Source organism: Streptomyces sp. NPDC043853, from assembly GCF_056436025.1.
Genome location: NZ_JBWKDJ010000001.1, coordinates 62,088 through 87,200, shown reverse-complemented (window position 1 = coordinate 87,200; position 25,113 = coordinate 62,088). Strand labels below are relative to the sequence as shown.

The 25,113-nt window shown below is 72.2% G+C and carries 21 protein-coding genes and 2 pseudogenes; 16 read left to right on the top strand and 7 right to left on the bottom strand.

What is annotated here, in order from left to right; genetic code table 11:
- Window positions 1-61: 61 nt before the first annotated feature.
- Together AC067U_RS00385 and AC067U_RS00380 are read left to right on the top strand one after the other, a co-directional pair.
- Window positions 62-1,594: an amino acid permease gene (locus tag AC067U_RS00385; RefSeq protein ID WP_478827373.1), complete on the top strand. Its 1,533-nt coding sequence runs from the start codon at window positions 62-64 to the stop codon at window positions 1,592-1,594.
- A gap of 135 nt (window positions 1,595-1,729) precedes the next feature.
- Window positions 1,730-2,182 carry a YbhB/YbcL family Raf kinase inhibitor-like protein gene (locus AC067U_RS00380; protein WP_478827372.1) on the top strand — a complete coding sequence of 151 codons (453 nt, stop codon included), beginning with the start codon at window positions 1,730-1,732 and terminating at the stop codon, window positions 2,180-2,182.
- A gap of 167 nt (window positions 2,183-2,349) precedes the next feature.
- Here AC067U_RS00380 and AC067U_RS00375 read toward each other — a convergent pair whose 3' ends face one another.
- The gene (locus AC067U_RS00375; RefSeq protein ID WP_478827371.1) at window positions 2,350-3,156 is read right to left on the bottom strand and encodes an SDR family NAD(P)-dependent oxidoreductase; all 807 of its coding nucleotides are present in this window, start codon (window positions 3,154-3,156) and stop codon (window positions 2,350-2,352) included.
- A gap of 1,138 nt (window positions 3,157-4,294) precedes the next feature.
- Between AC067U_RS00375 and kdpB the strand changes: the two genes are divergently transcribed.
- Window positions 4,295-6,445, top strand: a complete 2,151-nt coding sequence (gene kdpB / locus AC067U_RS00370; RefSeq protein ID WP_478827370.1) for a potassium-transporting ATPase subunit KdpB — start codon at window positions 4,295-4,297, stop codon at window positions 6,443-6,445.
- Window positions 6,446-6,707: 262 nt separating this feature from the next.
- On the opposite strand, the gene lysA is transcribed toward kdpB, so the two are convergent.
- Window positions 6,708-8,048: a diaminopimelate decarboxylase gene (lysA, locus tag AC067U_RS00365; protein ID WP_478827369.1), complete on the bottom strand. Its 1,341-nt coding sequence runs from the start codon at window positions 8,046-8,048 to the stop codon at window positions 6,708-6,710.
- Between the two features lie 11 nt (window positions 8,049-8,059).
- The gene (locus tag AC067U_RS00360; RefSeq protein WP_478827368.1) at window positions 8,060-8,425 is read right to left on the bottom strand and encodes an SAV_915 family protein; all 366 of its coding nucleotides are present in this window, start codon (window positions 8,423-8,425) and stop codon (window positions 8,060-8,062) included.
- An 818-nt stretch (window positions 8,426-9,243) separates the two neighbouring features.
- Here AC067U_RS00360 and AC067U_RS00355 point away from each other — a divergent pair.
- The 5 genes from AC067U_RS00355 (at window position 9,244) to AC067U_RS00335 (ending at window position 13,702) form a co-directional block, all read left to right on the top strand.
- Window positions 9,244-10,230, top strand: coding sequence for a GlxA family transcriptional regulator (locus AC067U_RS00355; RefSeq protein WP_478828242.1), 987 nt, complete (start codon window positions 9,244-9,246; stop codon window positions 10,228-10,230).
- Window positions 10,231-10,622: 392 nt separating this feature from the next.
- Entirely contained in the window at window positions 10,623-11,306 is a 684-nt protein-coding gene (locus tag AC067U_RS00350) for a class I SAM-dependent methyltransferase (RefSeq protein WP_478827367.1), read from the top strand.
- Window positions 11,307-11,340: 34 nt separating this feature from the next.
- Entirely contained in the window at window positions 11,341-12,288 is a 948-nt protein-coding gene (locus AC067U_RS00345; RefSeq protein ID WP_478827366.1) for a GlxA family transcriptional regulator, read from the top strand.
- A 151-nt stretch (window positions 12,289-12,439) separates the two neighbouring features.
- Window positions 12,440-13,159 carry a DJ-1/PfpI family protein gene (locus AC067U_RS00340; protein WP_478827365.1) on the top strand — a complete coding sequence of 240 codons (720 nt, stop codon included), beginning with the start codon at window positions 12,440-12,442 and terminating at the stop codon, window positions 13,157-13,159.
- 141 nt (window positions 13,160-13,300) lie between these two features.
- Complete coding sequence (locus AC067U_RS00335) at window positions 13,301-13,702, top strand: DUF6463 family protein (RefSeq protein ID WP_478827364.1); 402 nt, start codon at window positions 13,301-13,303, stop codon at window positions 13,700-13,702.
- Window positions 13,703-13,883: 181 nt separating this feature from the next.
- On the opposite strand, the gene AC067U_RS00330 is transcribed toward AC067U_RS00335, so the two are convergent.
- Window positions 13,884-14,957, bottom strand: coding sequence for a hypothetical protein (locus AC067U_RS00330; RefSeq protein WP_478827363.1), 1,074 nt, complete (start codon window positions 14,955-14,957; stop codon window positions 13,884-13,886).
- 610 nt (window positions 14,958-15,567) lie between these two features.
- On the opposite strand from AC067U_RS00330, the gene AC067U_RS00325 reads away from it, so the two are divergent.
- The 7 genes from AC067U_RS00325 to AC067U_RS00295 all read left to right on the top strand — a co-directional run bounded on the left by AC067U_RS00325 (window position 15,568) and on the right by AC067U_RS00295 (window position 21,823).
- Window positions 15,568-16,494, top strand: coding sequence for a hypothetical protein (locus AC067U_RS00325; RefSeq protein ID WP_478827362.1), 927 nt, complete (start codon window positions 15,568-15,570; stop codon window positions 16,492-16,494).
- Window positions 16,495-16,511: 17 nt separating this feature from the next.
- Complete coding sequence (locus AC067U_RS00320; RefSeq protein WP_478827361.1) at window positions 16,512-17,951, top strand: hypothetical protein; 1,440 nt, start codon at window positions 16,512-16,514, stop codon at window positions 17,949-17,951.
- A gap of 628 nt (window positions 17,952-18,579) precedes the next feature.
- Window positions 18,580-18,999 (top strand): aspartate 1-decarboxylase, encoded by a 420-nt coding sequence (gene panD / locus AC067U_RS00315; protein WP_478827360.1) that lies wholly within the window; start codon window positions 18,580-18,582, stop codon window positions 18,997-18,999.
- Window positions 19,000-19,094: 95 nt separating this feature from the next.
- A complete protein-coding gene (locus AC067U_RS00310) occupies window positions 19,095-19,427 on the top strand; it encodes a GNAT family N-acetyltransferase (protein WP_478828241.1) in 333 nt (110 codons plus the stop codon).
- Window positions 19,424-20,065 carry an arylsulfatase gene (locus AC067U_RS00305; RefSeq protein ID WP_478827359.1) on the top strand — a complete coding sequence of 214 codons (642 nt, stop codon included), beginning with the start codon at window positions 19,424-19,426 and terminating at the stop codon, window positions 20,063-20,065. The genes AC067U_RS00310 and AC067U_RS00305 overlap by 4 nt, the downstream gene beginning before the upstream one ends.
- A gap of 42 nt (window positions 20,066-20,107) precedes the next feature.
- Window positions 20,108-20,281, top strand: coding sequence for a hypothetical protein (locus AC067U_RS00300; protein ID WP_478827358.1), 174 nt, complete (start codon window positions 20,108-20,110; stop codon window positions 20,279-20,281).
- Between the two features lie 261 nt (window positions 20,282-20,542).
- Window positions 20,543-21,823: a transglycosylase family protein gene (locus AC067U_RS00295; RefSeq protein ID WP_478827357.1), complete on the top strand. Its 1,281-nt coding sequence runs from the start codon at window positions 20,543-20,545 to the stop codon at window positions 21,821-21,823.
- 38 nt (window positions 21,824-21,861) lie between these two features.
- On the opposite strand, the pseudogene AC067U_RS00290 reads toward AC067U_RS00295, so the two are convergent.
- Both AC067U_RS00290 and AC067U_RS00285 read right to left on the bottom strand, forming a co-directional pair.
- A pseudogene (locus AC067U_RS00290) lies at window positions 21,862-21,909 on the bottom strand (hypothetical protein); the annotation flags it as partial.
- Between the two features lie 64 nt (window positions 21,910-21,973).
- Window positions 21,974-22,780 (bottom strand): annotated as a pseudogene (locus AC067U_RS00285) (DMT family transporter); the annotation flags it as partial.
- A 237-nt stretch (window positions 22,781-23,017) separates the two neighbouring features.
- On the opposite strand from AC067U_RS00285, the gene AC067U_RS00280 reads away from it, so the two are divergent.
- Entirely contained in the window at window positions 23,018-24,499 is a 1,482-nt protein-coding gene (locus AC067U_RS00280) for an SDR family NAD(P)-dependent oxidoreductase (RefSeq protein WP_478827356.1), read from the top strand.
- Here the strand turns inward: AC067U_RS00280 and AC067U_RS00275 are convergent.
- Window positions 24,478-25,071, bottom strand: a complete 594-nt coding sequence (locus AC067U_RS00275; RefSeq protein ID WP_478827355.1) for an HD domain-containing protein — start codon at window positions 25,069-25,071, stop codon at window positions 24,478-24,480. The two genes, AC067U_RS00280 and AC067U_RS00275, sit on opposite strands and share 22 nt — an antisense overlap.
- Window positions 25,072-25,113: the final 42 nt, after the last annotated feature.

Below are 25,113 nucleotides of genomic sequence, written 5' to 3'. Positions count from 1 at the left end.
ATCCGCCCCACCGCCCCGTTCTTCCGTCCCCGCGCTCCACGAACGCCGGAGGTACCCCGTCATGTCCCGCAGCGCCCCGGCCCCACTCCAGGTCCCCGGAACCCCACCCCGGAAGGACGAGGAGGAACGGCTCAGGGAACTGGGCTACCGGCCCGTCCTCGCCCGCCGGATGGGCCCCTTCGGCAACTTCGCCATCAGCTTCTCGGTCATATCCGTCCTGTCCGGCTGCATGACCCTGTACGGGTTCGGCCTGGGCACCGGCGGTCCTGCCGTGATGCTGTGGGGCTGGGCCGGCGTCGGCCTCTTCGTCCTCTGCGTGGGTCTCGCCCTGGCCGAGGTCACCAGCGCCTATCCCACCTCGGGCGCGCTCTACTACATGGCCGACCGGCTCGGCGGACGCCGCTGGGGCTGGTACACCGGCTGGCTGAACCTGCTCGGCCTGCTCGGCGCCATCGCCGGGATCGACTACGGCGCCGCCCTGTTCACCGGCGCCTTCCTCAACCTCCAGTTCGGCTTCACGCCCACCCCCGGCTCGACCTTCCTGATCTTCCTGGCCATCCTGCTGCTGCACGCCGCCCTCAACCTCTTCGGCGTCCGCCTCGTCAGCCTGCTCAACTCCATCAGCGTCTGGTGGCACCTGGCCGGGGTCGCCGTGATCGTCGGCGCCCTGGCCTTCGTCCCCGACCACCACCAGTCGCCCTCGTTCGTCTTCACCGAGTTCGTCAACGACACCGGCTGGGCCAACCCGTTCTACGTGGCGGCGGTCGGCCTGCTGCTCGCCCAGTACACCTTCTCCGGCTACGACGCCTCCGCGCACCTCTCGGAGGAGACCTCCAACGCCTCGGTCTCCGCCGCCAAGGGCATCGTCCGGGCCATCTGGGTCTCCTGGATCGCCGGATTCGCGCTGCTCGCGGGTCTCACCTTCGCCATCGAGGACTACGCGGCCGTCCAGGGCACCGTCACCGGCGTCCCGCCCGCACAGATCTTCCTCGACGCCCTGGGATCCGGCGGCGCCACCGCCCTGCTCCTCGTCGTCATCGTCGCCCAGCTCTTCTGCGGCAACGCCGAGGTCGCCGCCGCCAGCCGGATGGTCTTCGCGTTCAGCCGTGACAACGCGCTCCCCGGCTCCACCCTGTGGCGCAGGATCAGCAGCCGTACCCGGACACCCGTCCCGGCCGTCTGGCTCTCGGTCGCCGCCGCGGGCGTACTGGCGCTGCCCTCGCTGTACTCCACCACCGCCTACGGGGCCGTGACCGCCATCAACGTCATCGGCATCACGCCGGCCTACGCGATCCCGATCTACCTCCGCCTGCGCGCCGGCCACCGGTTCGAGCCCGGCCCGTGGAACCTGGGCCGCTGGAGCAAGCCGATCGGGTGGACCGCCGTCGCCTGGGTGGCCGTGGTCACCGTCCTGTTCTGCCTGCCGCAGAAGTCCCCGGTCACCGTCGACTCGATGAACTACGCGGTGATCGCCCTGGCGGTGGTGCTGCTCCTCGCCAGCGCCTGGTGGTACGCCGCCCGCCGCTCGTACGGCACCCCCTCCGCCTACGGGAACGCCCGGGAACAGGCGGAGATCGCCGAGGACATCATCTGAGCGCTCCCCACGCTCCCCACGCTCCCCACGCTCCACCGCCGTCCCGGCGGCGGCGCACCGGTGGGGCTCGGCCGAACGGGGGGATTGTGCCGCGGACCGGTGGCGGTGCCGCCGCCCACGGGTATGGCGGCGCGCATGAGCGGAATCGAGATCAGCAGTACGGCGTTCGAGGACCACGCGGTGATCCCCCGGCGGTACAGCGGTGAGGGCGAGAACATCTCGCCGCCCCTGACCTGGTCGGGGGTGCCCCAGGAGGCCACGGAGCTGGTGATCCTCTGCGAGGATCCGGACGCACCGGGGGCGACCTTCCTGCACTGGCTGGTGACCGGGATCGATCCGGCGACGGCCGGGGTGGTGGAGGGGCAGAAACCCCACGGCGGCCTGCCGTGGCCCAACGGTTTCGGGCACGTGGGCTGGGGCGGGCCGATGCCGCCACCGGGGCACGGGCCGCACCGCTACTTCTTCCGCCTGTACGCCCTGTCCGGGTCACTGCCGCTGCACGGCCACCCGAGCGCCGAGGACGTGCACCGCGCCCTGAAGGGCCGGGAACTGGCCTCCGGCACCCTGATGGGGACCTATCAGCGCTGACCGGACTTCCTCGTTCCGGTACGGAAGCGGGGCGGCCTTTCAGGGAGGGCCGCCCCGCGGGCCGGGGGAGGTTCAGCGCTGGCCGGGCTTGCCGCCGTGGTTGGCGCCCTTCCTGCGGCGGGCCCTCTTCTTGCGTGCGCGCTTGGACATGGCGGTGGTGGTTCCCTTCAGGCGGTGTGGCCGACGAGGAGGTCGGCGAGCTTGTTGAGGCGCTTGATGGTGCGGTCCTCGGTGGCGGCAGCCGCCGGGGCGACGCGCTCGGCGCGGTCGTAGTAGGCGCCGTTGACGATCTCGGTGGCCGGATCGCAGAGCCGTACGACATGGGCCGCGCCCTCGGCGGCGCTCGTGCCCTCGTGCCCGTAGAGGGGCAGCAGGCCGGTCTCGCAGACCCCGGGGTGGACGGACACGGCGGTCACCCGCGGGTCGGACGCGAAGACGGTCAGGGCCAGCTGCGACTGCGCGTAGGCGGCGAGCCTGGAGTAACGGCGCTCCCGGTTCGGGTCGCTCCACTGGATGGCGGCGGTGCGGTGGAGCGAGGAGGAGACGTTGACCACGCGCCCGCCGGGGTCGCTCGTCAGAGCCGGCTCCAGCAGGTTGGTGAGCAGGTAGTGGGCGAGGAAGTTGACCTGGAAGGCGACCTCGTTGCCGTCGACGGTGAGGGTGTGGCGCTCGGGTGCGGCGATGCCCGCGTTGTTGACGAGTACGTCCAGGTGCGGGTGGTCGCGCACGACGGCGTGGGCCAGGTTCTCGACCTCCTCCAGGCGGGCGAAGTCGGCGGCGAACGGGCGCACCGAGTCGGCGGCGATGCCGGCGGTGGCGATGAGCCGGTCGGTGGCCGCCCGCGCCTCTTCGGCGGTGCGGCCGTGCAGGAGGACGGTGGCGCCGCTCTCGGCGAGTCGGCGCGCGGTCTCGTAGCCGATGCCGGAGGTGGCGCCGGTGACCAGGACGGTACGACCGGACAGGGATGAAGGCATGTGGGTTCCCGGAAGGAGGCATGGCCGGTGTGCCCGGCGGCCCGGAGCGAGGCCGGGGCGCGGGTTGGCGGTCATGCGGTGAAGGTGAGTACGCGTACGGAGCAGCGGCCGGAGTCCTTCAGGACCCGGCGCACCGTATGCGCAGGACGCGCGGCCTGACGTCTGGTGTCAGACGGCCGGGCGGACAGCGGGCGCCGTCGGCTGCACCGACGTGACACCGGCACGGCTTCGCCGTGGCGGTGGCCGATCGTCATGGCGCGGACCGCTGTTCATGAACGCCATCCCACCCCATCGGAGGAGGCGGAGGCAAGTTCTCAAGGGCTCCTTGACACCCCTCTGATGCCGGTCCGTCAGGGCCGCGTCAAAGATCGGCACCACGCGGAAGGAACCCGTCAAGGAATGCTGCCGGGGCTGCCGGCCGGCGTCAGAATCGAGCCGCGACGGTACGGGAAGACGGTCCCGCGGTGCACGTCCGGAGGCGGTGGCATGGACACTGCCGGAAGGAGGCGCCGAGTCCGGCTCGTAGGGGTTCGGACGAGGCGCGCGTGCCGGGTCGGCCGTCGCACAACCCAAGAGCCGTCCGGCTTCCGGTGTGGGGATACCGGGGCCGGACGGCTCGCGTGGTTCTGGGCGCCTTCCGTGGGGGTGTCCTGCCGGCCTCGCTCACGATCGTCTTCCCGCTGACGGTCGTCACGCTGCAGCCGTCCGCGATCCACGCCGCTGCCACCGAGCGACGACGCGCAGTCGATCTCCCCGTGCGGCCGGTCGGTGTGCTCAGTGATCTGCGGCGCCCACCTTCTGACGCGCCCCGTACGGTCTGCGGCCTGCGCTTCCGCATCCCCGCCGACCCGCCTTGACGTGCTGTTGGCGGCGGCTTGACGCGTCCCGTGCGCCGCCGTCAAGAAGGTGCCAATTCCCCCGGCGGCCCGGCCACTTCTCCCGGAACGGGCAGTAGTTTCCTGCCTGTTGCGCCGCCGGAGGAGCTCGCATGCTCACATGACGGCCGAGGGGGTCCATGGAGGAGCCCCCGGCGGCACCTCTCACCCGTACCGAGCCCTTGCCCGGCCTCTCGTCGGCAAGGGCTCGGTGCCGCCCAGCCGAACCCACCGCCCAGCCGAACCCACCAGAAGGTCGCTTCATGCCTCCCGCCACCGCGCAGCACGTTCCTCCGGGCCTTGGAACTCCTCCGCGGGCCCCGGTCAACCGGCCGTCCCGGAAACGCTCCGGTCAGGTGAACGTGCTGGAGCCCGAGCTCCTCGCCGCCTCCGCGCGGGAGGCCGTCGCCAAACTCCACCCGCGCGAACTGGTCAAGAAGCCGGTCCTGTTCGTGGTCGCGGTGGGATCCGTCCTGACCACGCTCTCGGCGCTCGTCCACCCGTCCGTCTTCACCTGGGTGATCAGCGTCTGGCTCTGGCTGACGGTTTTCTTCGCCAACCTGGCCGAGGCGGTCGCCGAGGGCCGCGGCCGGGCCCAGGCGGCCTCGCTGCGCAAGGCCCGCACGGACACCGTCGCGCTGCGGCTGGAGCACTGGACGTACGGTGCGAACCTGCGGCAGGCCCGGACCGAGGCCGTCACCCCGGCCGAGCTCCAGCCCTTCGACTTCGTGCTCGTCGAAGCCGGCGAGCTGATCCCGGCCGACGGCGACGTGGTCGACGGCGCGGCCATGGTGGACGAGTCCGCCGTCACCGGCGAATCGGCCCCGGTACTGCGGGAATCGGGCGGCGACCGGACCGCCGTCACCGGCGGGACGACCGTGCTGTCCGACTCCGTCGTCGTACGGGTCACCTCGCGCCCCGGCAACAGCTTCATCGACCGCATGATCGCGCTGGTGGAGGGCGCGTCCCGGCAGAAGACCCCCAACGAGATCGCGCTGAACATCCTGCTGGCCGCCCTGACCTTCATCTTCATCCTGATCGTGGCCGCCATCCAGCCGATGGCCGCCTACGCCGGTGCCGCCCAGTCGACGACCGTGCTGGTCGCCCTCCTCGTCACCCTCATCCCCACCACGATCGGCGCCCTGCTCTCCGCCATCGGCATCGCGGGCATGGACCGCCTGGTCCAGCGCAACGTCATCGCGATGAGCGGCCGCGCCGTCGAGGCCGCGGGGGACGTCGGCACCCTGCTCCTCGACAAGACCGGCACCATCACCCTGGGCAACCGCGAAGCCACGGCCTTCATCCCCCTGCCGGGCATCGACGGCGGCAGGCTCGCCGACGCCGCCCAGCTGTCCTCCCTCGCCGACGAGACCCCCGAGGGAAGGTCCGTCGTGGCCCTGGCCCACGCGTACGGGCTCGCGCCGGTCGCCCCCGAGGACCTGAGCAATCCACGCTTCACCGAGTTCAGCGCCCGCACCCGGATGAGCGGCATCAACCTGAGCTGGCCCAACGGGGCGGGCTGCGCCATCCGCAAGGGCGCCGTGACACAGGTCTGCGACTGGGTGGCGGCGCGCGGCGGTGTCGTGGCGGCCGAGGCCGCGGCCTGGTCGGCCTCCGTCTCGGCGTCCGGCGGCACACCTCTCCTCGTGGCCGTCCACGACTGGGACGGCCCGCGGGTGCTGGGCATCATCCACCTCAAGGACGTGGTCAAGGAGGGGATCAGGGAGCGGTTCGCGGAGCTCCGGCGGATGGGTATCCGCACCGTCATGGTGACCGGTGACAACGAGCTGACGGCCCGTGCCATCGCCGCGGAGGCGGGCGTGGACGAGTACCTCGCCGAGGCCACCCCCGAGGACAAGCTGGCCCTCATCAAGCGGGAGCAGGCCGACGGCAAGCTGGTCGCGATGACCGGTGACGGCACCAACGACGCCCCGGCGCTGGCCCAGGCCGACGTCGGCGTGGCGATGAACACGGGCACCTCGGCCGCCAAGGAGGCCGGGAACATGGTGGACCTGGACTCCAACCCCACCAAGCTCATCGAGATCGTCGAGATCGGCAAACAGCTCCTGATCACCCGCGGCGCGCTCACCACCTTCTCCATCACGAACGACGTGGCGAAGTACTTCGCGATCATCCCCGCCATGTTCGCCGCGGCGTACCCGGGGCTCGAAGCCCTCAACGTCATGGGCCTGAGCAGCCCCACCTCCGCGATCACCTCGGCGATCATCTTCAACGCCCTGATCATCATCGCGCTGATCCCGCTCGCCCTGCGCGGCGTCCGCTACAAGCCCGCCTCCGCACACGACCTGCTGCGCCGCAACCTCGGCGTCTACGGCCTCGGCGGACTGGTCCTTCCGTTCGTGGGCATCAAGCTCATCGACCTGGTCGTGTCCACCATCCCCGGCCTCGGCTGAGATCCGCATCCGCACCCGGCCGGCCGGCGCCGGTCCATCCCGCAGGTTCCCGAGCGGGTGCGGCATCCGCCCGCCCCGCTCCCGGATCTCCTGCCTCGGCGAGTCGTCCGCGAGGCAGAACCCGACCGGGCCCGCCGCCCCAGCTCCACGTGGGCTGACGTCCGGCGCCGAGAAGCCGAGCCGGACCCGCCGGACCCCCGCCGAAGCGCGGGCCCGGCGGGACTCTCACCGCTGTGACCAACTCCCGGCCCCACTGCCGGTTCTAGACGCCGACATCACGGCTCCGGACGTCGTCCAGGGTCTCGCGCCGGACCAGGAGGCGAGCGGTGCCCTCGTGGACCGCGACGACCGCCGGGCGGCCGACGAGGTTGTAGCCGGAGGCCATGGACAACTGGTAGGCGCCCGCCACGGGGACGGCGAGCAGGTCGCCGGGGTGGACGTCGCCGGGCAGTTCGACATCGGCGGCCAGGACGTCCCCGGCCTCGCAGTGCCGGCCGACGACCGTGGCCGTGCACGGCGCGGCCGTGGAGTGACGGCCGATCAGCCGGGGCTCGTAGCGCACCCCGTACAGGGCGGGGCGCGGGTTGTCGCTCATGCCGCCGTCCACGGCGACGAACACCTTCCCGCCGGTGCGCTTGACGGCGAGCACCCGGTACAGGGCGACGCCGGCCGGCCCGGCGACGGCCCGGCCGGGCTCGACGAGGAGCCGCGGGACGGTCAGCCCGGCGGCTGCGCAGCCTTCGACCAGCTCGGCACGCATCCTCCGGGCGAGCGCGGTGAGGTCGAGGGCGGGTTCTCCGGCCCGGTAGGCGATGCCGTGGCCACCGCCCATGTCCAGCTCGGGCAGGACGACGCCGTGCGCCTCTCGGATACGGGACATCAGGCCCACCATGCGGCGCAGCGCCACCAGGTAGGGCTTCACGTCGGTGATCTGGGAGCCGATGTGGCAGTGCAGTCCGACCAGTTCGAGCTGCGGTTGCGCGAGGACGCGGATGACGGCGTGCTGCGCGGACCCGTCGCCCAGGGAAAGGCCGAACTTCTGGCCCTCGGTACCGGTGCGGATCTTGTCGTGGCCCCCGGCCGAGACGCCCGGGACCACCCGCAGCATCACCTTCTGCCGGCCCTGAGGGCCGACGGCGGCAGCGATCCGGGCGATTTCCGACGGGCTGTCGATCACGATCCGACCCACCCCGAGCCGCAGCGCGGCCTCGATGTCACGGGGCGACTTCGCGTTGCCGTGCAGCACCATCCGCTCGGCCGGGAAACCGGCGGTCACGGCGAGTTCCAGCTCCCCGGCGGAGCAGACGTCCAGGCCGAGGCCCTCCTCCCGCACCCAGCGCACCATCGCACGGCAGAGGAACGCCTTGGCGGCGTACAGTACGTCGGCCTCGGGGAAGGCGTCCCGGTAGCTCCGGCAGCGCCTGCGCACCTCGCCCTCGTCCAGGACGTAGACGGGGGTGTCGAACCGCCCGCCGAGCTCCGCCAGCGACACCCCGCCGACGGTCAGTCCCCCGTGCGCGAGCCGCGCGGTGGAGGCGGGCCAGACGGAAAGGTCGTCATCGGCGCCGCCGGCTCGCACCTCGGAGAGAACGGCCGTGGTCACGCACTCTCCCATCAGGCGGTCCGGGCGGCGATTGCGGACGCCGGCGGAACCTGCGCCGCGTCCGGCGGCGGTGCCGCAGCGCCCGCGCGGATCGCGGGAGCGGTCAGGGTCGGATCGACGGTCAGTGAGGACACGCCGAGCGGCTCGGCCATGGCGCGGAGCGCGGATCCGGAGAGCCGGACCCATGCCTGCCCCGCGCCGAGCGTGGCGGCCAGCGCGTCCGGGCTCGTGAAGCCCACGGCGGTACGGGCTCCCAGCGGCGTGCGGAACAGCCGCAGCACGACCCCCCGGCATCCCGGCCGGACCGGCACGTACAGGGCTCCGGCCGGGACGCGTTCTTCAGGCTCGGGATCGTCGTCGTACTGGAACAGACACATGGGCTCTCCTCAAGGAACCACGAGTGGCGGCTGAGGCCCCGGACGCGGGGAGGCGATCCGGGGCACGGCACCGAAGCTATCCCCGCCGTCCCACACCTGTGGTCACCCGATAACGGGACTTTGACGGCTCCCGCCCGAGTTCTTACGGATCACTGATGCACGCGTCCTGCGGCGTCGGAAACACGTCATGGATTCCGCCCCTCGCGCCGGAAGGGTTCACCAGGGCGTCAGGGACCGGATTCGGTTGCGCTCGAAGCATGGCGGTTGCGCGAGAGGGTGGATCCGGAGGGCGGCAGCCTGCTGCCGTGGCTGCTGGGCATCGCGCACTACGTGGTGCACCGGCGGTGGCGGGTGAGCCGTCGACACCAGGCGCTGATGGAGCGGATGCCCGCGCCCGGGCTGCGGCCCGACTTCGCGGACGAACTCGTGGGGCGCCTGGAGGACCAGGAGTTCCTCGCCAGGGTGAAGCAGGTCCTCGACCGGCTTCCGCGGGGCGACCGCGAGGTGCTGCTCGTCCCGCCCCGGCGAGGCGGCCGCCCGGGCTTCGCCCCGGCCCGGCCGCAGACCGGCTCACCCCTCCCGGCCGGTCCGCAGGGGCGCGCCGCGCACGAACAGGGTCGCGGCCGGCGCGGTGAGCGCGAAGGGAAGGGCCGGCGCGAACGCGTCGGCCAGACCCACCTCGTCGGGTACGTCGTCCCCGAGCCGGGACCCCCCCGGACCCGGCCGCGCTGCGCGCCGGAGTCGGCGCCCGGCTGCCCGACCGCGAGGGGCACGGCAGCGGGACGTGATGGTATCGGCCCATGGACAATCAGCGGCGCATCCTCATCGTGGCTTACGACGACGCGCAGATTCTCGACATCGCCTGCCCGAGCGGCGCTCTGGACATCGCCAACCGGTACGGTGCGGCCCCGCCCTACCTCATAGAGCTGGGCACCCTCGGCCGCCGAGCGGCCCGCAGTTCGGCCGGGATCGTGCTCGGTCCGGGTCGAGGGCTGGAATCGGTGACCGGGCGACTGGACACGTTGATCGTCGTGGGCGGAGTCGGGTACGAGGACGCGGCGGCGGACGAACGACTGGTGGCACAGGTGCGGCGACTGGCTGAGCGCAGTCGTCGCGTCGCCTCCGTCTGCACCGGCACCTATGTGCTCGCCGCCGCCGGTTTACTGGACCACCGGCGGGTGACCACGCACTGGGGATACGGCGAGCAGCTCGCCGACCGCCACCCCGCCGTGGCCGTGGACGTGGGGCCGCTCCACATCCGCGACGGCAATGTCTACACCTCCGCGGGGGTCACCAGCGCGCTCGACCTGACGCTGTCTCTGATCGAGGACGACCACGGGCCGACGCTGGCCCGAGCCGTGGCCCGGGAACTCGTCTCCTATCTGCACCGGCCCGCCGATCAGGCCCAGATCAGCATGTTCCTGGCCGCCCCGCCGCCGGAGGACCGGCTCGTACGGGACCTCACCGGCTACATCGCCGGCCACCTGGCCGAGGACCTGACCCCCGGGGCGCTGGCGGCCCGGGCAGATGTGAGCCCCCGGCACCTGACACGCCTGTTCACCGCGCATCTCGGCACGACCCCGGCACGGGCGGTGCGGGCGGCCCGCACGGAAGCGGCCGTACACCTGGTGCGGTCCAGCACGCTACCGCTGGCCGTGATCGCCCGTCGTTGCGGGTTCGGGTCGGCACAGACGCTGCGGCAGGCGTTCCTGGACCACTATGGGGTCAGCGGGGACAGGATTCGCAGGATGCCGGACATGCCACGAGCGCGCATCCCGTCGGTACAGAAGACTCCGGTGCCATGAAGAGGTGGGGAATCGACGCGTCGCGGTGCTGCTGTACGACGGGTTCACCGCACTGGACGCCGAGGGGCCGTACGAGGTGCTGTGCCGTGTACCGGGTGTAAGGGTGACGATGGTGGCCCGGGAGGCGGGGCCGGTGCGTACCGACACCGGTGAGCTGGAGCTGGTGGCCGAGCGGGCCATGCGTGATGTCCGCGGCTTCCGGCTCTCGGCGACAGGGCCACCGAGGGCGCCGCCGCCGACCGGGGGACGGCGTGCGGTGGGTCACCTCGGAAGAGAGAGAAGAGGGAGAAGAGGGAGAAGTGATGGTTGCTCCGCGTGTCGCGCTCGACTCACCGTCCCCTGAGGCGGTTGACGGCCGCCAGATCAGAGCCGTTGCCTTCCAGGACGTGCGTATGGAATATCTGACGGGCGCTCTGGAGAGACACGGTCTGACCGCCGTGGCCGGCAGGCGGGCTCTGGTCGTCGGGAGCGGCCGCGGGCTGCTGGCGAGGGGCCTGGCGCGGCTGGGGTTCGCCGTCGTCGCCGTCGATCCGTCCGCCGCCGCGACTGCGATGGCTCAGGAGACGGAGGAGCCTGGGGGCGGCCCCGGCATCACGTACAAGACCGCACAGGCCGAGGAACTGGGCCTTGAGGACGCCGAGTTCGACCTCGCCTACTACGCCGATACCTTCGAGATCACTCCGCACCTTCGGCGAGTGCTGGGAGAGGCCGCCCGGGTACTCAAGCCCGGAGGCATCCTCGTCTACGACACCGTCAACCGCACCCTGTTGTCCCGGCTGGTCTACCTCGGGGCGTTCCAGGCGTTGCCCATGACCCGGATCATGCCTCCGGGACGATATGCGGCGGCACGGCTGCGGACCCCGCGCGCACTCGCCGAGATGCTGGAGCGCAACGGGCTGATCAACGAAGACATCTGCGACTTCAAACCCAAGGACCCGCGCAACCTCATCAAGGCCGTACTCGCCCGCCGCCGCGGGCAGATCACCGACGAGGAGATCGCACCACTCGTGGACTTCGTCCTCGCGCCCGACAGCCGGCCGGCCGTCACCTACCTGGGGCACGCCCGCAGACTCTGAGGGGGGTGGACCAGTGACGAAGGGGTACGGCGACATGCACGTGATAGCCGTTCTCGCCCTGGACGGCGTGTCGGCGTTCGACCTCGCCATCCCCTGTCAGGTCTTCGCGCTCGCACAGCACCCCGGTGGCGGCCGCGCCTACGACGTCAGAGTGTGCGCGCAGCGGCCGGTCACCGCCACCGCAGGTGAGCTGGAGCCCTTCCGTATCGTGTCCCCCCACGGTTTGGACGACGCCTCTGCGGCCGACACGGTGATCGTCCCCGGCATCGATGCGGAGCGGGAGCCGCACCCGCGCGTCGTGCGGCTGCTGCGCGACGCGGCAGCCCGTGGAGTGCGCATCGCGTCGATCTGCACGGGGGCCTTCGTGCTGGCGCGGGCCGGGTTGCTCGAAGGGCGCAGGGCGACGACCCACTGGCGGTACGCCGGCCTGTTGGCCGACTCCTTCCCCGGCGTGCAGGTCGACCCCTCCGTCCTGTTCGTCGACGAGGGGCCGGTTCTGACCTCCGCGGGCATCGCCGCCGGCCTGGATCTCTGCCTGCACATGGTGCGCCGCGACTTCGGGGCGGCGGCCGCGGCCGAGGTCGCACGCATGATCGTCATGCCGCCGCAGCGCTCCGGCGGCCAGGCACAGTTCATCGAGCACCCGGATCCCGAAGGCGGCAGCGAGGACCTCGGCCCCACGCTCCAGTGGATGCGCGAGAACCTGCACAGGCCGCTGACCGTCGCTGACATCGCGGCCCGGGCGGCGCTGAGCAAGCGCAGCCTGGCGCGGCACTTCCGCGCGCAGACGGGCACCACGCCGCTTCGCTGGCTGCTCGATCAACGCCTGCAGCGCGCACGGGAACTGCTCGAGACGACCGATGTGCCGGTGCGTCGGATAGCGCAGCAAACCGGTTTTGGCTCCGTCGAGACCCTGCGACACCACTTCGCCGGCCACGTCGGTACCACCCCGACGTCCTACCGCACCGCCTTCCGGATCTGAGTCGCCCGCCCGGGCACCGGACCGCTCCGGCGACCTCCCGCCCCTGGCCGCATCTTGCGCCACATCGGCACTCGTGCCACTCCCCACCCTCCGGGCACCGCCACAAGACTGGGACGCGTCCCCGCACCCCGACCCCTTCCGGAGGACCGACATGCACAGGCGGAACCTGCTTCGATCCGGCGTGGCCGCGGCAGCCGGGCTCGGCGCCGCCGTGGCCTCGAACCGGTCCACGGCCCAGGCCGTGCCCGCACCGCCCGCCGCACCCACCGGCAAACCGCTGCGGGTCCACACCGTCCTCTACGACGGCGTGGAAGAGCAGGACTTCGCCGGTCCGGTCGAGGTCTTCGGCGTCCTCGGCCACGATGGCAGGATCGATCAGACTTTCGTCACCGCCCAGGGTCCGCGCACGGTGACCACCTCGGCCGGCATGGAGATCGTGATTCGCGCCCCGTGGTCCCCGCGCTCGGCCGACCTGCTCGTCGTTCCCGGCGGCGGTTACGGCGACGGCTCGGGACTGGATGAGCAGATCCGCCGGGGCGTCCTGCCCAAGGCACTGGCCGCAGCCCGTCGGCCCGGCCTGACCCTGGCGGGAGTCTGCTCCGGGACCATGCTGCTGTCCGCCGCCGGGATCACCGCCGGACGGCCCTGTACGACCCACCACGTCGCCAAGCAGGACCTGCTGGCGCAGGGCGGGAAGGTGGTCGACGGCCGGGTCGTCGACGACGGTGACCTGGTCACCTGCGGCGGAGTCACTTCGGGAATCGACCTGGGGCTCTGGCTCACCGAGCGTTTCTTCGGCCCGCAGAGTGCGGTGTTCGCAGAGACCGTGCTCGAGTACGAACGACGCGGCACCGTCTGGCGGACCCGCTGACTGATCGGCTCCCCGAAGTTCAGCGAATCGTAGGTGGCGAGAGCGCGCGGGGCCGGTGGCCGCCCGCGTGACCGCGGCCCATGCCGCCGCCACCCGCCGCTGCCACCATCGCCCTTACCATCCACACAGAGGAGGTCGGCAGTGACCCGGCTGATTCCCCGGCTCGTCATGGCACTGGCCGCGGCGCATTTCGCGGTCGCCGTGATCGCGTCGAGCACCTTCGACGACCTGGCCGCCGACGGATTCTGGAACGCCGCTCCCGGCAAGCCGCAGCGCGAATACGAGATGTGGTTCTTCCTCGCCGGATTCGGCCTGCTCGCCCTGGGCACCCTGAGCCGGCGCATCGTCCGCGACACCGGCAGACTCCCGGCACAGCTGGGCTGGTACCTGCTCGCCACCGGCGTACCGCTGCAGATCCTCTACCCCGTATCCGGCGCGCCCGGGCTGATCGTGGTCGGGGTACTGGCTCTGCTGGCTTCCCGGCAGGACCCGAAGGCCACGACAGCAGCAGAGGCGGCAGAGCACCGCCCGCGACCTTCGTAGGTGTGGCTGCGGCGATGGCCTGGTCGACGCACTTGGGGCGGCCACGTCGGAGTCGGTGCAGTACCGCCGGCCCGGATGAATGAGGCAGAGGTCGCGATCCGCCCCACGCACACTCGCCGTTCTGCCGGAGGGTCTGCGCCGGGCCGACACGGCCTCGGCCTCGACCTGCTGCGGCAGCTGCTCAGAGCCCGTACCGGTCGAGAATGGCCATCAGCTTCCTCTTGCGTTTCTGGTCGGCGCGCAAGCCGGCCAGGTACGCGGCGAACTCCTCCTCCGCACCCAGCGCGCGCTGGCAGGCGCGGGCGCTGAGCAGTAGCCCCGCGAGGCGTTCGTAGGCACTGTCGCCAGTCTGTTTGCGCAGCGGCTCGATCCAGCGGAGGTAAACGCTCAGCGCGTCGGCCGGCTCCCGGTCGCGGATCCGGTCGGCCAGAGCGAGCCACTGCCGCTGGTCGGCGTAGCCGTCGCCGGCGGCCTGCCAGGCAGCCTGGAGGTCGTTGTCGTCGATGAGCGCGTCGACCAGCGGGGAGCCGCCGTACCAGCGGCCCTTCTCGGGCTGGGTGACGGCCTTCAGTACAGCAAGGGCGCCCGTGCGTTCGGCGCCCTCCCAGGTTCCTGCCGCACGGGCCGCCGTACGCAGTTGCTGGTAGGCGGCCGGCGACGGGCGGGTGCTCAGGAGGGTGCGGCGGACCGCGACCACGTCACCAAGGCGGCCGGCCTTCTCGTAGCATTCGCAGACGTAGTCGACCAGATCGCTGTCCGGTCCCCATTCGGAGGCGGCCTCCCGCAGGCCGCGTTCCGCCCACTCCAGGGCTTCGGCCGCGCGGCCCGCCACTTCGAGCTCCCGGGCGATCACCAGATGCGTGTGGCCGTTCGGGGCGAGGTCCGCCGCGTGGACCTCGACCAGTGCGTCCACGCCCCCGCCGTCGGCCCGCAGGACGCGCTCCATGAGGTACTTCTCCACCCATCCCTTCGGGTTGGCCCGCCACGCGGCCACCACCAAGGCGCGCGCCCGGGTCAGGCCTGGTTCACCGAGAACGTCCCGGTAGTCGAAGAGGTCGATGTCGGTGGCGTCGTTCACCTCGTCCAGCAGGTACCGGACCAGCCACTCGGCGGTTTCCACCGGGTCAGGTCGGGCGATCCGGCAAGCCTCCAAATGGGCTTGGGCCAGGCCTGTGGCGACCTCCCCGATCAGGCCGTCCGAGTCGTCGATCTCGCCGTACGTGCGCCCCAGAGTCCGGAGGGCTTCGCGAGCCACGTCCACCGCATCCGCCGACCGGCCGCTCGCCGTCAGCGCACGCAGTGCCGTGACGGCTTCTGCCGCCTGCCGGCCGTAGGCATGGGCGTCGGCGTACTCGACGTACCCGTAGCGGGCGAAGGGGCGGGTGTCGAGGAGGCTCAGAATGCGCTCCCGGACGATGCCGGTGTCCTCGCCGGCGGCGGCCGCCCGCAGCTCCAGGCGGCGCCGCAGCTAACGGTCATCGGCGAGCTGTTCCGTACTGCCATGCGGCGTCGGGAAGTGGTCCGGATCTCGGTCTGTGCTCATCATGGCCGCTGCACACCAATCCGGTCCCGAGGAAGAGTTGCGGCAGCCGGCAGCATGCTCCCGAGGCCCTGAGCCGGACATCGCGTCTGGACAGGGCTCGGTGTGTCGATGCCGACGCGTAGGCAGCTGGACTGGTTGCGGTGGGGAGTATCGACGCGTCTCATGGTGCGTGCACGGGGTGGCATGCTTTGACATTTTGTGTAACTTGATGGCGCACTGCCACTTCGGCTGTGTGAGCGGGGATGGTGGCGGGACCGGAGAACAGCGACTGCCGGCCGTACTGAGCGCGCCCTGTGTCGGCGCGGAGGGGGGTGGGCCTGCCATGCCGGTGGCGATGGTCGAAGCGGTTCTGGTCGCGCGCAGGAACGAGCAGAAGTTTGGGGAGCTGGAGCGCCGGCGCAAGAAGCTGGAGCGGCACATCCGGCAGGAGAGCGAGGCGCAGGGGGAGTGCCGTAGGGCTGTCTACGACCAGGCGCTGGTTCCGTTCCAAGCGGTCTTCGAGCGGCTCAAGCACGTAGACCTGGCGGAGTTGGCACCCGTGGAGCCCGCCGGCGCGGGCGTGCCGGACGTGGAGCTGCGCGAGCTGCAACACGTGGCTGCCACGGCGGTGGCTTCACTGGCCGGAGGGGCTGTCACCGGCGCCGGTGTGGGGGCTGTGGCCTATGCGGCGGTGGGAGCCCTCGCCACGGCGTCGACGGGTACGGCGATTTCGGGGCTGTCGGGGGCGGCGGCCACCAGTGCCACCCTGGCCTGGCTGGGTGGAGGTTCTCTGGCGGCCGGGGGCGGCGGAGTTGCGGCGGGTACGCTGGTGATGACGGCACTGGTCGCCGGCCCCGCGCTGCTCGCGGCGGGTGTCCTGCTGGAATGGCGCGGCCGTGCGGCGAAGGACGAGCAGAGGAAGTTCGCTCGCCGACTGGCCGAGGCCGAGCGGGAGCTGAAGAAGGCCCGGGCGGTGCTGTCGGCCGTGTTCCAACGCAGCCGGGAGATACGCCTGGTCCTCGAAGAGCTGAGCCGGGCGATGAAGGCCCGTCAGGCGGCATTCGCCGAACTCGTGGACCGCTGCGAGGACTACGGGTCGTACGGTCCTGGCGCGCGGGCCTTGGTGAAGCAGATGTTCGACTTGGCCGTGGCCGCCGTCGCTGTGATGGGGGCGCCTCCGGCCGGCGAGGACGGGCGTGTCGGCGAGCTGTCGGGCAGAGTGGTCGCAGACGCCCGCGCGCAGCTGGCGGCTCTGGCGGCCGCGGCGTGAGCGCAGGTGCCGACAAGGTGGCGTCTGCCGCGTCGCGGGCGGCGGGGGAGGCCGCATGGGTGGTGGCGGATGCGGCGACCCGCAGGTTCGCCGCGTCGACCATGGAGACCCTGGATACAAGGGAGACGGTGCAGCGCCTCGCTCGCCGCTATGCGGCCCTGGCCAACGCGCAGCGGGCGGGCCATCTCTTCGAGGTGGAGCACGCGCTTTCGTTCAACCAGGCCGCAGCCCGGACCGGGTCCGGTGTGCGGGCTGTGGTGTCGGAGTGGGTGGCGGGTGGGTCGCACACGGCTGCCGCGGACATTCTGCTCGTCGACGGGGCGAAGACGGTCGGCCGGGTGCAGGCCAAGCTGATGGCGTCGGCGTCCGGCACCGCACATCAGGTCCGTCGCAGTCACTACACGGGTATGGCACGCCTGGTGGCCGGGGACAAGGTGGCCGCCGTGGACAGCCTCCTTCAACGGCGCCTGACCATGAACCCGGACGGAATCGGCTTCGCCGACTACGCCGACGCCCGCGCTCAACTCACTGACTCCATTCGGTACGGCGACATCACCTCGCAGCCGGTGGACATAGCCGATGCCCACCGCCACGCCACCGACCCGGAGAAGTGGATGCGCGGTCAGGTACGCCGGGCGGTCGGCCGGGAAGCCGCCGCGGCCGCCGCCACCGGGGCGGCAGCCGGCGCTGCGGCCGCGGCCGCGATCACAGCTGCCGGGCAGCTGGGACGGATCCGGGCCGGGGAGACCTCCCCTGCCCAGGCCGCGCTCACCGCAGCCGCGGCCGCGGCCCGCGGCGCTGCTCACTCCGGCTCCCTGGCCGGGCTTGCGTCCCTGGTCCGCACAGCAGGCCGCGCCGGCCATCTGCCCGCCGCATTCGGCGGCGGCGAACTCGCCTCAGCCACCGCAACCGCAGCCCTTGCCGTCGCCGAAGCGAGTCTCCGACTCGCGCAAGGGCAGATCGACGGCAGCGAGTTCGCCGCACGCAGCGCCGAAGCCGCTCTACAAGCCTCCCTCACCTGGGCCTGCGGTGCGGTCGCCCAGAGCGTGATCCCGGTCCCCGTCGTCGGAGCGCTGGTCGGCGGGCTCGTGGGGCAGGCTGCCGGAACCGTCATCGTTCAGGGCCTGCAGGCAGCCCTTGTCATCGCCCGCGGCACGGGAAGTACCGGGACACGCCTGCTCGAACACGAACTCCTTGCCGCCTCCCTGACCACCGGCCTCGTCGCCACAGCGGCCGCCTCGCTGGGCCCACGTACCCACGCCTGCACGACCGTTCTGCCCGCCCTCGCGCCCGTCCGCGAACACCTCACTGGCACCGACCCTGCCCGCGCGCTGTCCTCACTGGCCGCCCTCACAGCCCACCACGCTGGTATCCCCCTCCACCTCACCGCCGAAGAGTTCGACACCTGGATGACCGACCCCGACGACACCCCCCTGGTGCTGAACCCCAACTGGTGAACCCCGCCGGTGTCCATCGCGGTGGGTCGACAGGGGGGGAGGGTCGCTCGCCCGGCCGACAGGTTCCATGCCGGGCCTGCCGCCGGGGTTCCGGATGAGGAAGCGGGTGCCGTTCTTGCCGGCCAGGCAGCAGGGTGGTCGCTCGATCCTGCGGTGCAGGGGGCCGGGGAGTTGGCCTGGCCGAGCTCCGGGGATGGACGGTTCATGGGAGCCGGGACCCTGGAGTTCATGCCGGAATTTCGGCAGGTGTGGGTGGCGCAGGAGGTCCGGGAAAAGGCAACCCGGCACCAAGACCTTCCGCCACCCCCATGGTCGTCCACTTTGCCCCTGCTGACGAAACCGCGTTGAAACTGCTGGGCAGTTGGGCAGCGACAGGCTCATGCCGACGGGGAGAGTTCGCAGAGGTCCCGACAACGGCGAAAGTGACGGTCGGAGTCAGGCCTGGGTCGCCGGCCGTCGCCCTCCTGCACCGCGCGGCGTCGGGCCCGCTTGCGTTCCCGATCGGCGCGCGAGGTGGCCAGGCGGCCGACCCGCGCGTATCGCGCACAGGGGAAGGCGAGGTAGGCTCCGGGCACCGCCCTTGACCTGCGGGAAGCAGGCAGGGAGCAGACATTTTGGGAGCTTCTTCATGTTTCGCACCATGTTCAAGTCCAAGATCCACCGGGCTGTGGTCACCCAGGCCGACCTGCACTACGTCGGTTCCGTGACGGTCGATGCCGAGCTCATGGAGGCGGCGGACCTGCTGCCCGGCGAGCTCGTGCACATCGTCGACATCACCAACGGCGCCAGGCTCGAGACCTACGTCATCGAGGGGGAGCGCGGCTCCGGGGTGATCGGGATCAACGGGGCCGCCGCCCATCTGGTGCACCCCGGTGACCTGGTCATCCTCATCTCCTACGCGCAGGTCGACGACGCCGAGGCGCGGGCGCTCAAGCCGCGCGTGGTGCACGTGGACGCGGACAACCGCATCATCGAGCTGGGCACGGACGCCTCCGCTCCGGTGCCGGGCACGGACCAGCTCCGCAGCCCGCACGCGGTGGGCGCCTGACCCGCGGCACGGCAGGACGACGGCGCACGGCCGGCGGCAGAGGCCGGCGACAGAGGCTGAGGTCAGAGGCTGACGACAGAGGGGGACGCGTGGGCATCGAGATCAGGGACCGGCGGGAGGCCGGACGGCTGGAGGCCTGGGACGGCGAGCAGCTCGCCGGGGTGATCGCCTACTTCGTGCTGGAGCAGGACGCGCCCGGAGCCCTCGTCGCCGTGCACACCGTGGTCGAGCCCGGCCATGAGGGGCGCGGCATCGCCGGGGACCTCGTCCGGACCTTCTACGGGATCGCCGCCGCCGAGGGCGTCCCGGTGGTGCCGCTCTGCCCGTACGCGGCGGCCTGGGCCGCCAAGCACCCCGAGCTCGCCCCGGCGGCGGAGCCGGAGCTGGTGGCGGCGGCCGAGGAGCAGCTGGCCGCAGGGGGCCGGTGAGCCGGGGCCTGACCCTGCTCCACACCTCCGCCCTGCATGTTCCCGTCTTCGACGCGCTCCGGGACCGGAACCACCCCGGCGCCGGGCTGCGCCACGTGGTCGAGCCCGAGCTGCTCGCCCGGGCCCGGGAGGCGGGTCCGGACGCCGTGGCGGCAGAGCTGCGCGGCCTGCTGCGGGAGGCCGGGGCGGCCGGCGGGGCCGTGCTCTGTACCTGCTCGACCATCGGCGGCGTGGCGGAAGGACTCGCGGCGGAGCTCGGCGTGCCCCTGATGCGGGTGGACCGGCCGATGGCGGCCGAGGCCGTCCGGCTGGGGCCCCGGATCCTCGTCCTCGCGACGGTGGAGAGCACCGTCGGCCCCACCGCGGAGCTGATCGGGGAGGAGGCGCGGGCCGCCGGACGGGACGTGGCCGTGCGGACCGCCGTCGTACCCGGGGCGTTCGACCGCTTCGTGGCCGGTGACGTGGACGGCTCCCACGCCCTGGTGGCCGCGGCAGTGGACGCCTGCGCTCCGGCCGACACCGACGTGATCGTGCTGGCCCAGGTGTCGATGACGGGTGCCGCCGCCCTGGCCGCCACGGCCGTACCGGTGCTGGCCGCGCCCGCGCTCGGGCTGGCGGCCGCCCTCCGCATGGAGTGACCCGGCGGGCATACCGGGACGGGCCGGGGGAAGGTGGGGTGTATGGCACCGAATCTGGACCAGACCGAACCGCCCCCCGAGCCGGCACCGCCCTTCCCGGACCCCGAGCCCGTACCGCGGCCCGTGCCGCCGACGCCGCCGCCCTTCCCCGAGCCCGACCCGGTGCCCCCGCCGCCGGGGCCCGCGCCGGTCCCGCAGCCCGGCCCCTGGAGCTGAGGGCCCGGGCAGCCCGGCCCCTGGAGCTGAGGGCCCGCGTCCTCCGCAGGGCCGCGCGGAAGGCGCGTCGCGCGCCGCCCGCGCCGTCACGCACCCCCGTGCGCCCGCCCGGCCGACCCCGCACCGACACCCTCCCGCGGTGATCGACAACCGGCCGCTCGGACATCAACTTCCGGTCGTGTGCGCCCGGTTGCGACCCTTGTCACGTCCGTGACCCGACACTAGGTTGTGCCGTTACGGATGTCATCAAGGGGGGCTCCCATGGGCGAACGGGGCCGGCACCGCCGGTATCAGCCGAGCAACATCAACCGGGCCTCGCTGGCCGTCACCGCGGGTGGCGCCGGGCTCGCGTTACCCTTCGTCGGAGCTGGCACCGCGCACGCCGCGTCCGTGGACACCTGGAACAAGGTGGCGTCCTGCGAGTCCACGAACAACTGGCACATCAACACCGGCAACGGCTACTACGGCGGACTCCAGTTCAGCCAGAGCACCTGGCGCGCCTTCGGCGGCACCGCCTACGCCCCGCGCGCCGACCTGGCCACCAAGGACCAGCAGATAGCCGTCGCCGAGAAGGTGCTCAAGGGGCAGGGCCCACAGGCCTGGCCCGTCTGCTCCAAGAAGGCCGGTCTCACCCGCGCCGGGCAGGCACCCCGCACGGACACGACATCCCGCACGGACACGACGGGCCGGGCCGCCGGGAAGACCGGCAGCAAGCCGGCCGACCGCCCCGTCCTGAGGTCCCAGCCGGTCCCGAAGCAGCAGACCGCCTCGCCCCGCCCGACCCAGACCTCGGTGCTCCCCAACCCCTACGTCGTCGCGCCCGGCGACTCCCTCTCCGCCATCGCGCAACAGCAGCACGTCGAGGGCGGGTGGCAAGCGCTGTACGAGACCAACCGGGCCACCGTCGGCGCCGACCCGGACATGATCTTCCCGGGGCAGCGGCTCACCCTGCGCGTCACCACCGCGCCGCCCGCGCAGCGCCCCGCGCCCCCGAAGGCGGCCGCGCCCAGGCCCGCGCCCCCGAAGGCGGCACCGCCGAAGGCCGCGCAGCCCAAGCCCGCACTGCCGAAGTCCGGCGACACCGCCCGGCCCGTACCGGTGAAGCAGGAGAAGAAGCCGGCCGCGCCCCAGCGGGCGACCGGCTACAGCGCGCCCGTGGACGCGGCCATCGGCACCGGCTACGGGGTGGCCGGCTCCTCGTGGTCCAGCGGATACCACACCGGGATCGACTTCCCCGTGCCCACCGGCACCTCAGTCAAGGCCGTCGGGCCGGGTGAGGTCGTGTCCGCGGGCTGGGCCGGCGCCTACGGGTACCAGGTCGTGATCCGCCACACCGACGGGAAGTTTTCCCAGTACGCGCATCTGTCGGCGCTCTCCGTCAAGAGCGGCCAGCAGGTCGGCGGCGGACAGCGCATCGGGCGCTCCGGGTCCACCGGCAACAGCACCGGCCCCCACCTGCACTTCGAGATACGCACGGGCCCCGGGTACGGCTCGGACGTCAACCCGCTCCGGTACCTCCGCGGGCACGGCGTCAGCATCTGAGACCCCTGCATCCGAGAACCCCGGAACCGAGAATTCCGAAACCGAGAACCCCGGAACTGAGAACTCCGAAACCGACAGCTCCTCATTCGAGAGCTCCGCGTCCGAGAGCTCCGCGGCGGATGACACCCGCGTGTGCGGCGGTACGGCCATCAGCATCAGCAGGCCGGCCGCCGCCAGCCCGCCGCACAGCAGCGCGGCCAACGCCCCCGGAGCCCCGTACCGGAACCCCTCTTCGAACAGGGTGATGCCCACCGCGGCCGCCACCACCGGGTTCACCACGGTCAGCGTGGCCAGGGGAGCGGTCAGCCCGGCACCCCGGTAGGCGGCCTGCGACAGCATCAGCCCCGCCCCGGCCAGCACCGCGATCGCGGCCATGTCCCGCCACTGCGCCAGCAGCGAGGTCGGGTCGAACCCCTCCGCCACCGACTTGGTGAACACCGAGGCCATGCCGAACGAGGCCCCGGCCGCCACCGCCAGCAGGACGCTCCGGGTCACCTTGCGCCGCACCGCCCGGGCCGCCAGGAACAGCACCGCCGCACCCGCGCCCGTCAAGGCCAGCAGCATCAGCTGCTCCGGTCCGCTCAGCGTCTGCGACCGCCGGTCCCCGCCGGTCAGCGCCAGCAGTCCGGCCAGCCCCACCGTGGCGATCAACGCCCCCCGCCAGGCGGCCGAACCGGCCCGGCGCCCCACGCACACCGCCGCCAGCGGCAGCGCGAACACGATCGTCAGCGCCCCGAGCGGCTGCACCAGGCTCAACGGCCCGAACGCCAGGGCCACCACGTGGAGCACCGCACCCACGCCGTTCAGCGCGACCGCCACCCACCACCCCGGCTGCCGCAGCGCCGCGGACGCGCGTTCGGGATGGGCAAGGGCGACCTGCTCCTGGACGATCGCGCCGGCCGCGTAAGCCAGCGCCGACACCAGGCTGAGCAGTAACGACAGGGCGAGGGCAGTCATGTATTCCAGAATGCAGTGCGGTGATCCCGGTATTCCTCCACCCGTGGTAGAAGATCGCCGTACTCCCGTCGTACTACGGGACTAGTCCCTTTGCTCTCCGTGGCCGTCCGGGCCCGTGCGATCACGGAGCGTCGCCGGGTTTGGTTACTGCGCTCCCCGATCCGTACAGTTCCCCTTTTGAGGCCCCCCTTTCGGGTGCGTCCGCAGGACACGAGTGATCGAGGAACGGCAGCGGCCATGACGGTGACCGAGACCGAAGACAACCAGGCATACGGGCCGGGCATCGACCCCGAGCGGCTGGCGGTCTGCCTCAGCGTGCTCGACGAACTCGACAAGATCGACGTCGACCACCCCGACGCGATCACCGTCCGCCGGGCCACCGCGGGCATCTACCGGACGGTCAAGCAGCGCCGCCGCCAGGAGCGTCGCGCCGCCAAGACCGCCAACGACAAGGCCGTCACCGAGGCCACCGCCACCGGCTCCGCGCAGCGCATCGACGACGAGACCGAGGGCATCCTGCCCTCCTCGGTCACGGAGGCCGGCCGGATCGCCGGCATACTCCAGCGCCCGCGCTCCTGCTACGTCTGCAAGACGCGGTACGTCGAGGTCGACTACTTCTACCACCAGCTCTGCCAGGACTGCGCCGCCGAGAACCGCGCCAGGCGAGAGGCCCGCGCGGACCTCACCGGCAAGCGCGCGCTGCTCACCGGCGGCCGCGCCAAGATCGGCATGTACATCGCGCTGCGGCTGCTCCGCGACGGCGCCCACACCACGATCACCACCCGCTTCCCCAAGGACGCCATCCGCCGCTTCAAGGCGATGGAGGACTCCGCGGACTGGATGCACCGCCTGGAGGTCGTCGGAATCGACCTGCGCGACCCGGCCCAGGCCGTGGCGCTCGCCGACCAGGTGACCGAGGCCGGTCCGCTGGACATCCTCATCAACAACGCGACGCAGACCGTGCGGCGCCTGCCCACCGCGTACGCCGCGCTGGTCGAGGGGGAGGGGGCCCCGCTGCCGGCCGGCGAGCTCCCCGCCCACCACGTGATCGGCGCCTTCAACTCCGGTGCCGTCGACGGCCTGGCCGCGCTGCCCGTCGGCGTGAGCGGACTCGAGGCGCAGAAGGTCGCCGATCTCGCCCTGGTCGCGGGCAACGCCAGCCTCGAACGGCACCTCGCCGGCACCGCCATCGACGCGGGCGGCCTGCTGCCGGACGTGGTCGACACCAACACCTGGGTGCAGACCATCGACCAGATCTCCCCGGTGGAGCTGCTCGAAACCCAGCTGTGCAACTACACCTCGCCGTTCATCCTGATCAGCAAGCTCCGGCCGGTCATGGCCGAGGCGGCCCGGCGGGCGTCCAGCGGGCGCGCGTACGTGGTCAACGTCTCCGCGATGGAGGGCGTGTTCGGCCGCGGCTACAAGGGCGCGGGGCACCCGAACACCAATGCCGCCAAGGCCGCGATGAACATGGTGACGCGGACCAGCGGCCAGGAGATGTTCCAGACCGACCGGATCCTCATGACCTCGGTCGACACCGGCTGGATCACCGACGAGCGCCCGCACTTCGACAAGCTGCGGCTGGCCGAGGAGGGCTTCCACGCTCCCCTCGACCTGGTCGACGGCGCGGCCCGGGTCTACGACCCCGTCGTCCGCGGCGAGGCCGGCGAGGACCTGTACGGCGTCTTCCTGAAGGACTACTCCCCGGCCGGCTGGTAGACCCCGGCGCGGGCGCGCCGGGTGCGGGCGCGGTCGGCGACCAGCTGCAGCACCTCGCGCCAGTCCTCCATCACCCCCGCGTCCAGGCCGACGACCTTCCCGGCGTCGTCGGCCTGCCGCAGGATGACCGCGGCCTCCGCCTCCGGGTCCGAGACGAACGCCCGCAGTTCGGCCGCGCCCATCAGCCCGCCCTGCGCCCGCATCGTCAGCGCGCTCTGCGCGGACAGCGGACGCCCCGGCTCCACCGTCGCCAGGTACCGCTTCGCCGGCACGTGCAGCTCCACCAGGCGCGCCACCCGGTCCCCGAGCAGCGGCCGGACCGCCGCGGCACCGGCCTGCGCGTGACCGGAGTCATCACCCGGACGGAGCAGGTGGCCGAGATCGTGTACCAGGCCCGCCACCTGGAGCTCCTTGTCGTACGGATGGGAGCGCCGGAGCAGGGCCGCCGTCTGTAGCCCGTGATCGTGCAGATCCACCGGATCCCCGCTGCGATCGGGCGTGTCCCAGGCTCCCCGGCACGCGTGCAGCAGCTCCATCAGCTCCTCGACACCGCGGATTCCGCCGGCCTCCATCACCACGCGTTCCTTCCGTCGTCCGGGCACAACCGATCGCAA

Excerpts from the sequence above, each read along its gene's own strand:
- AC067U_RS00385 (WP_478827373.1), top strand. The coding sequence starts at position 62 with ATGTCCCGCAGCGCCCCGGCCCCACTCCAGGTCCCCGGAACCCCACCC.
- AC067U_RS00380 (WP_478827372.1), top strand. The coding sequence starts at position 1,730 with ATGAGCGGAATCGAGATCAGCAGTACGGCGTTCGAGGACCACGCGGTG.
- AC067U_RS00375 (WP_478827371.1), bottom strand. The coding sequence starts at position 3,156 with ATGCCTTCATCCCTGTCCGGTCGTACCGTCCTGGTCACCGGCGCCACC.
- kdpB (WP_478827370.1), top strand. The coding sequence starts at position 4,295 with ATGCCTCCCGCCACCGCGCAGCACGTTCCTCCGGGCCTTGGAACTCCT.
- AC067U_RS00360 (WP_478827368.1), bottom strand. The coding sequence starts at position 8,425 with ATGTGTCTGTTCCAGTACGACGACGATCCCGAGCCTGAAGAACGCGTC.
- AC067U_RS00350 (WP_478827367.1), top strand. The coding sequence starts at position 10,623 with ATGGAATATCTGACGGGCGCTCTGGAGAGACACGGTCTGACCGCCGTG.
- AC067U_RS00345 (WP_478827366.1), top strand. The coding sequence starts at position 11,341 with ATGCACGTGATAGCCGTTCTCGCCCTGGACGGCGTGTCGGCGTTCGAC.
- AC067U_RS00340 (WP_478827365.1), top strand. The coding sequence starts at position 12,440 with ATGCACAGGCGGAACCTGCTTCGATCCGGCGTGGCCGCGGCAGCCGGG.
- AC067U_RS00325 (WP_478827362.1), top strand. The coding sequence starts at position 15,568 with ATGCCGGTGGCGATGGTCGAAGCGGTTCTGGTCGCGCGCAGGAACGAG.
- panD (WP_478827360.1), top strand. The coding sequence starts at position 18,580 with ATGTTTCGCACCATGTTCAAGTCCAAGATCCACCGGGCTGTGGTCACC.
- AC067U_RS00300 (WP_478827358.1), top strand. The coding sequence starts at position 20,108 with ATGGCACCGAATCTGGACCAGACCGAACCGCCCCCCGAGCCGGCACCG.
- AC067U_RS00295 (WP_478827357.1), top strand. The coding sequence starts at position 20,543 with ATGGGCGAACGGGGCCGGCACCGCCGGTATCAGCCGAGCAACATCAAC.
- AC067U_RS00280 (WP_478827356.1), top strand. The coding sequence starts at position 23,018 with ATGACGGTGACCGAGACCGAAGACAACCAGGCATACGGGCCGGGCATC.
- AC067U_RS00275 (WP_478827355.1), bottom strand. The coding sequence starts at position 25,071 with ATGGAGGCCGGCGGAATCCGCGGTGTCGAGGAGCTGATGGAGCTGCTG.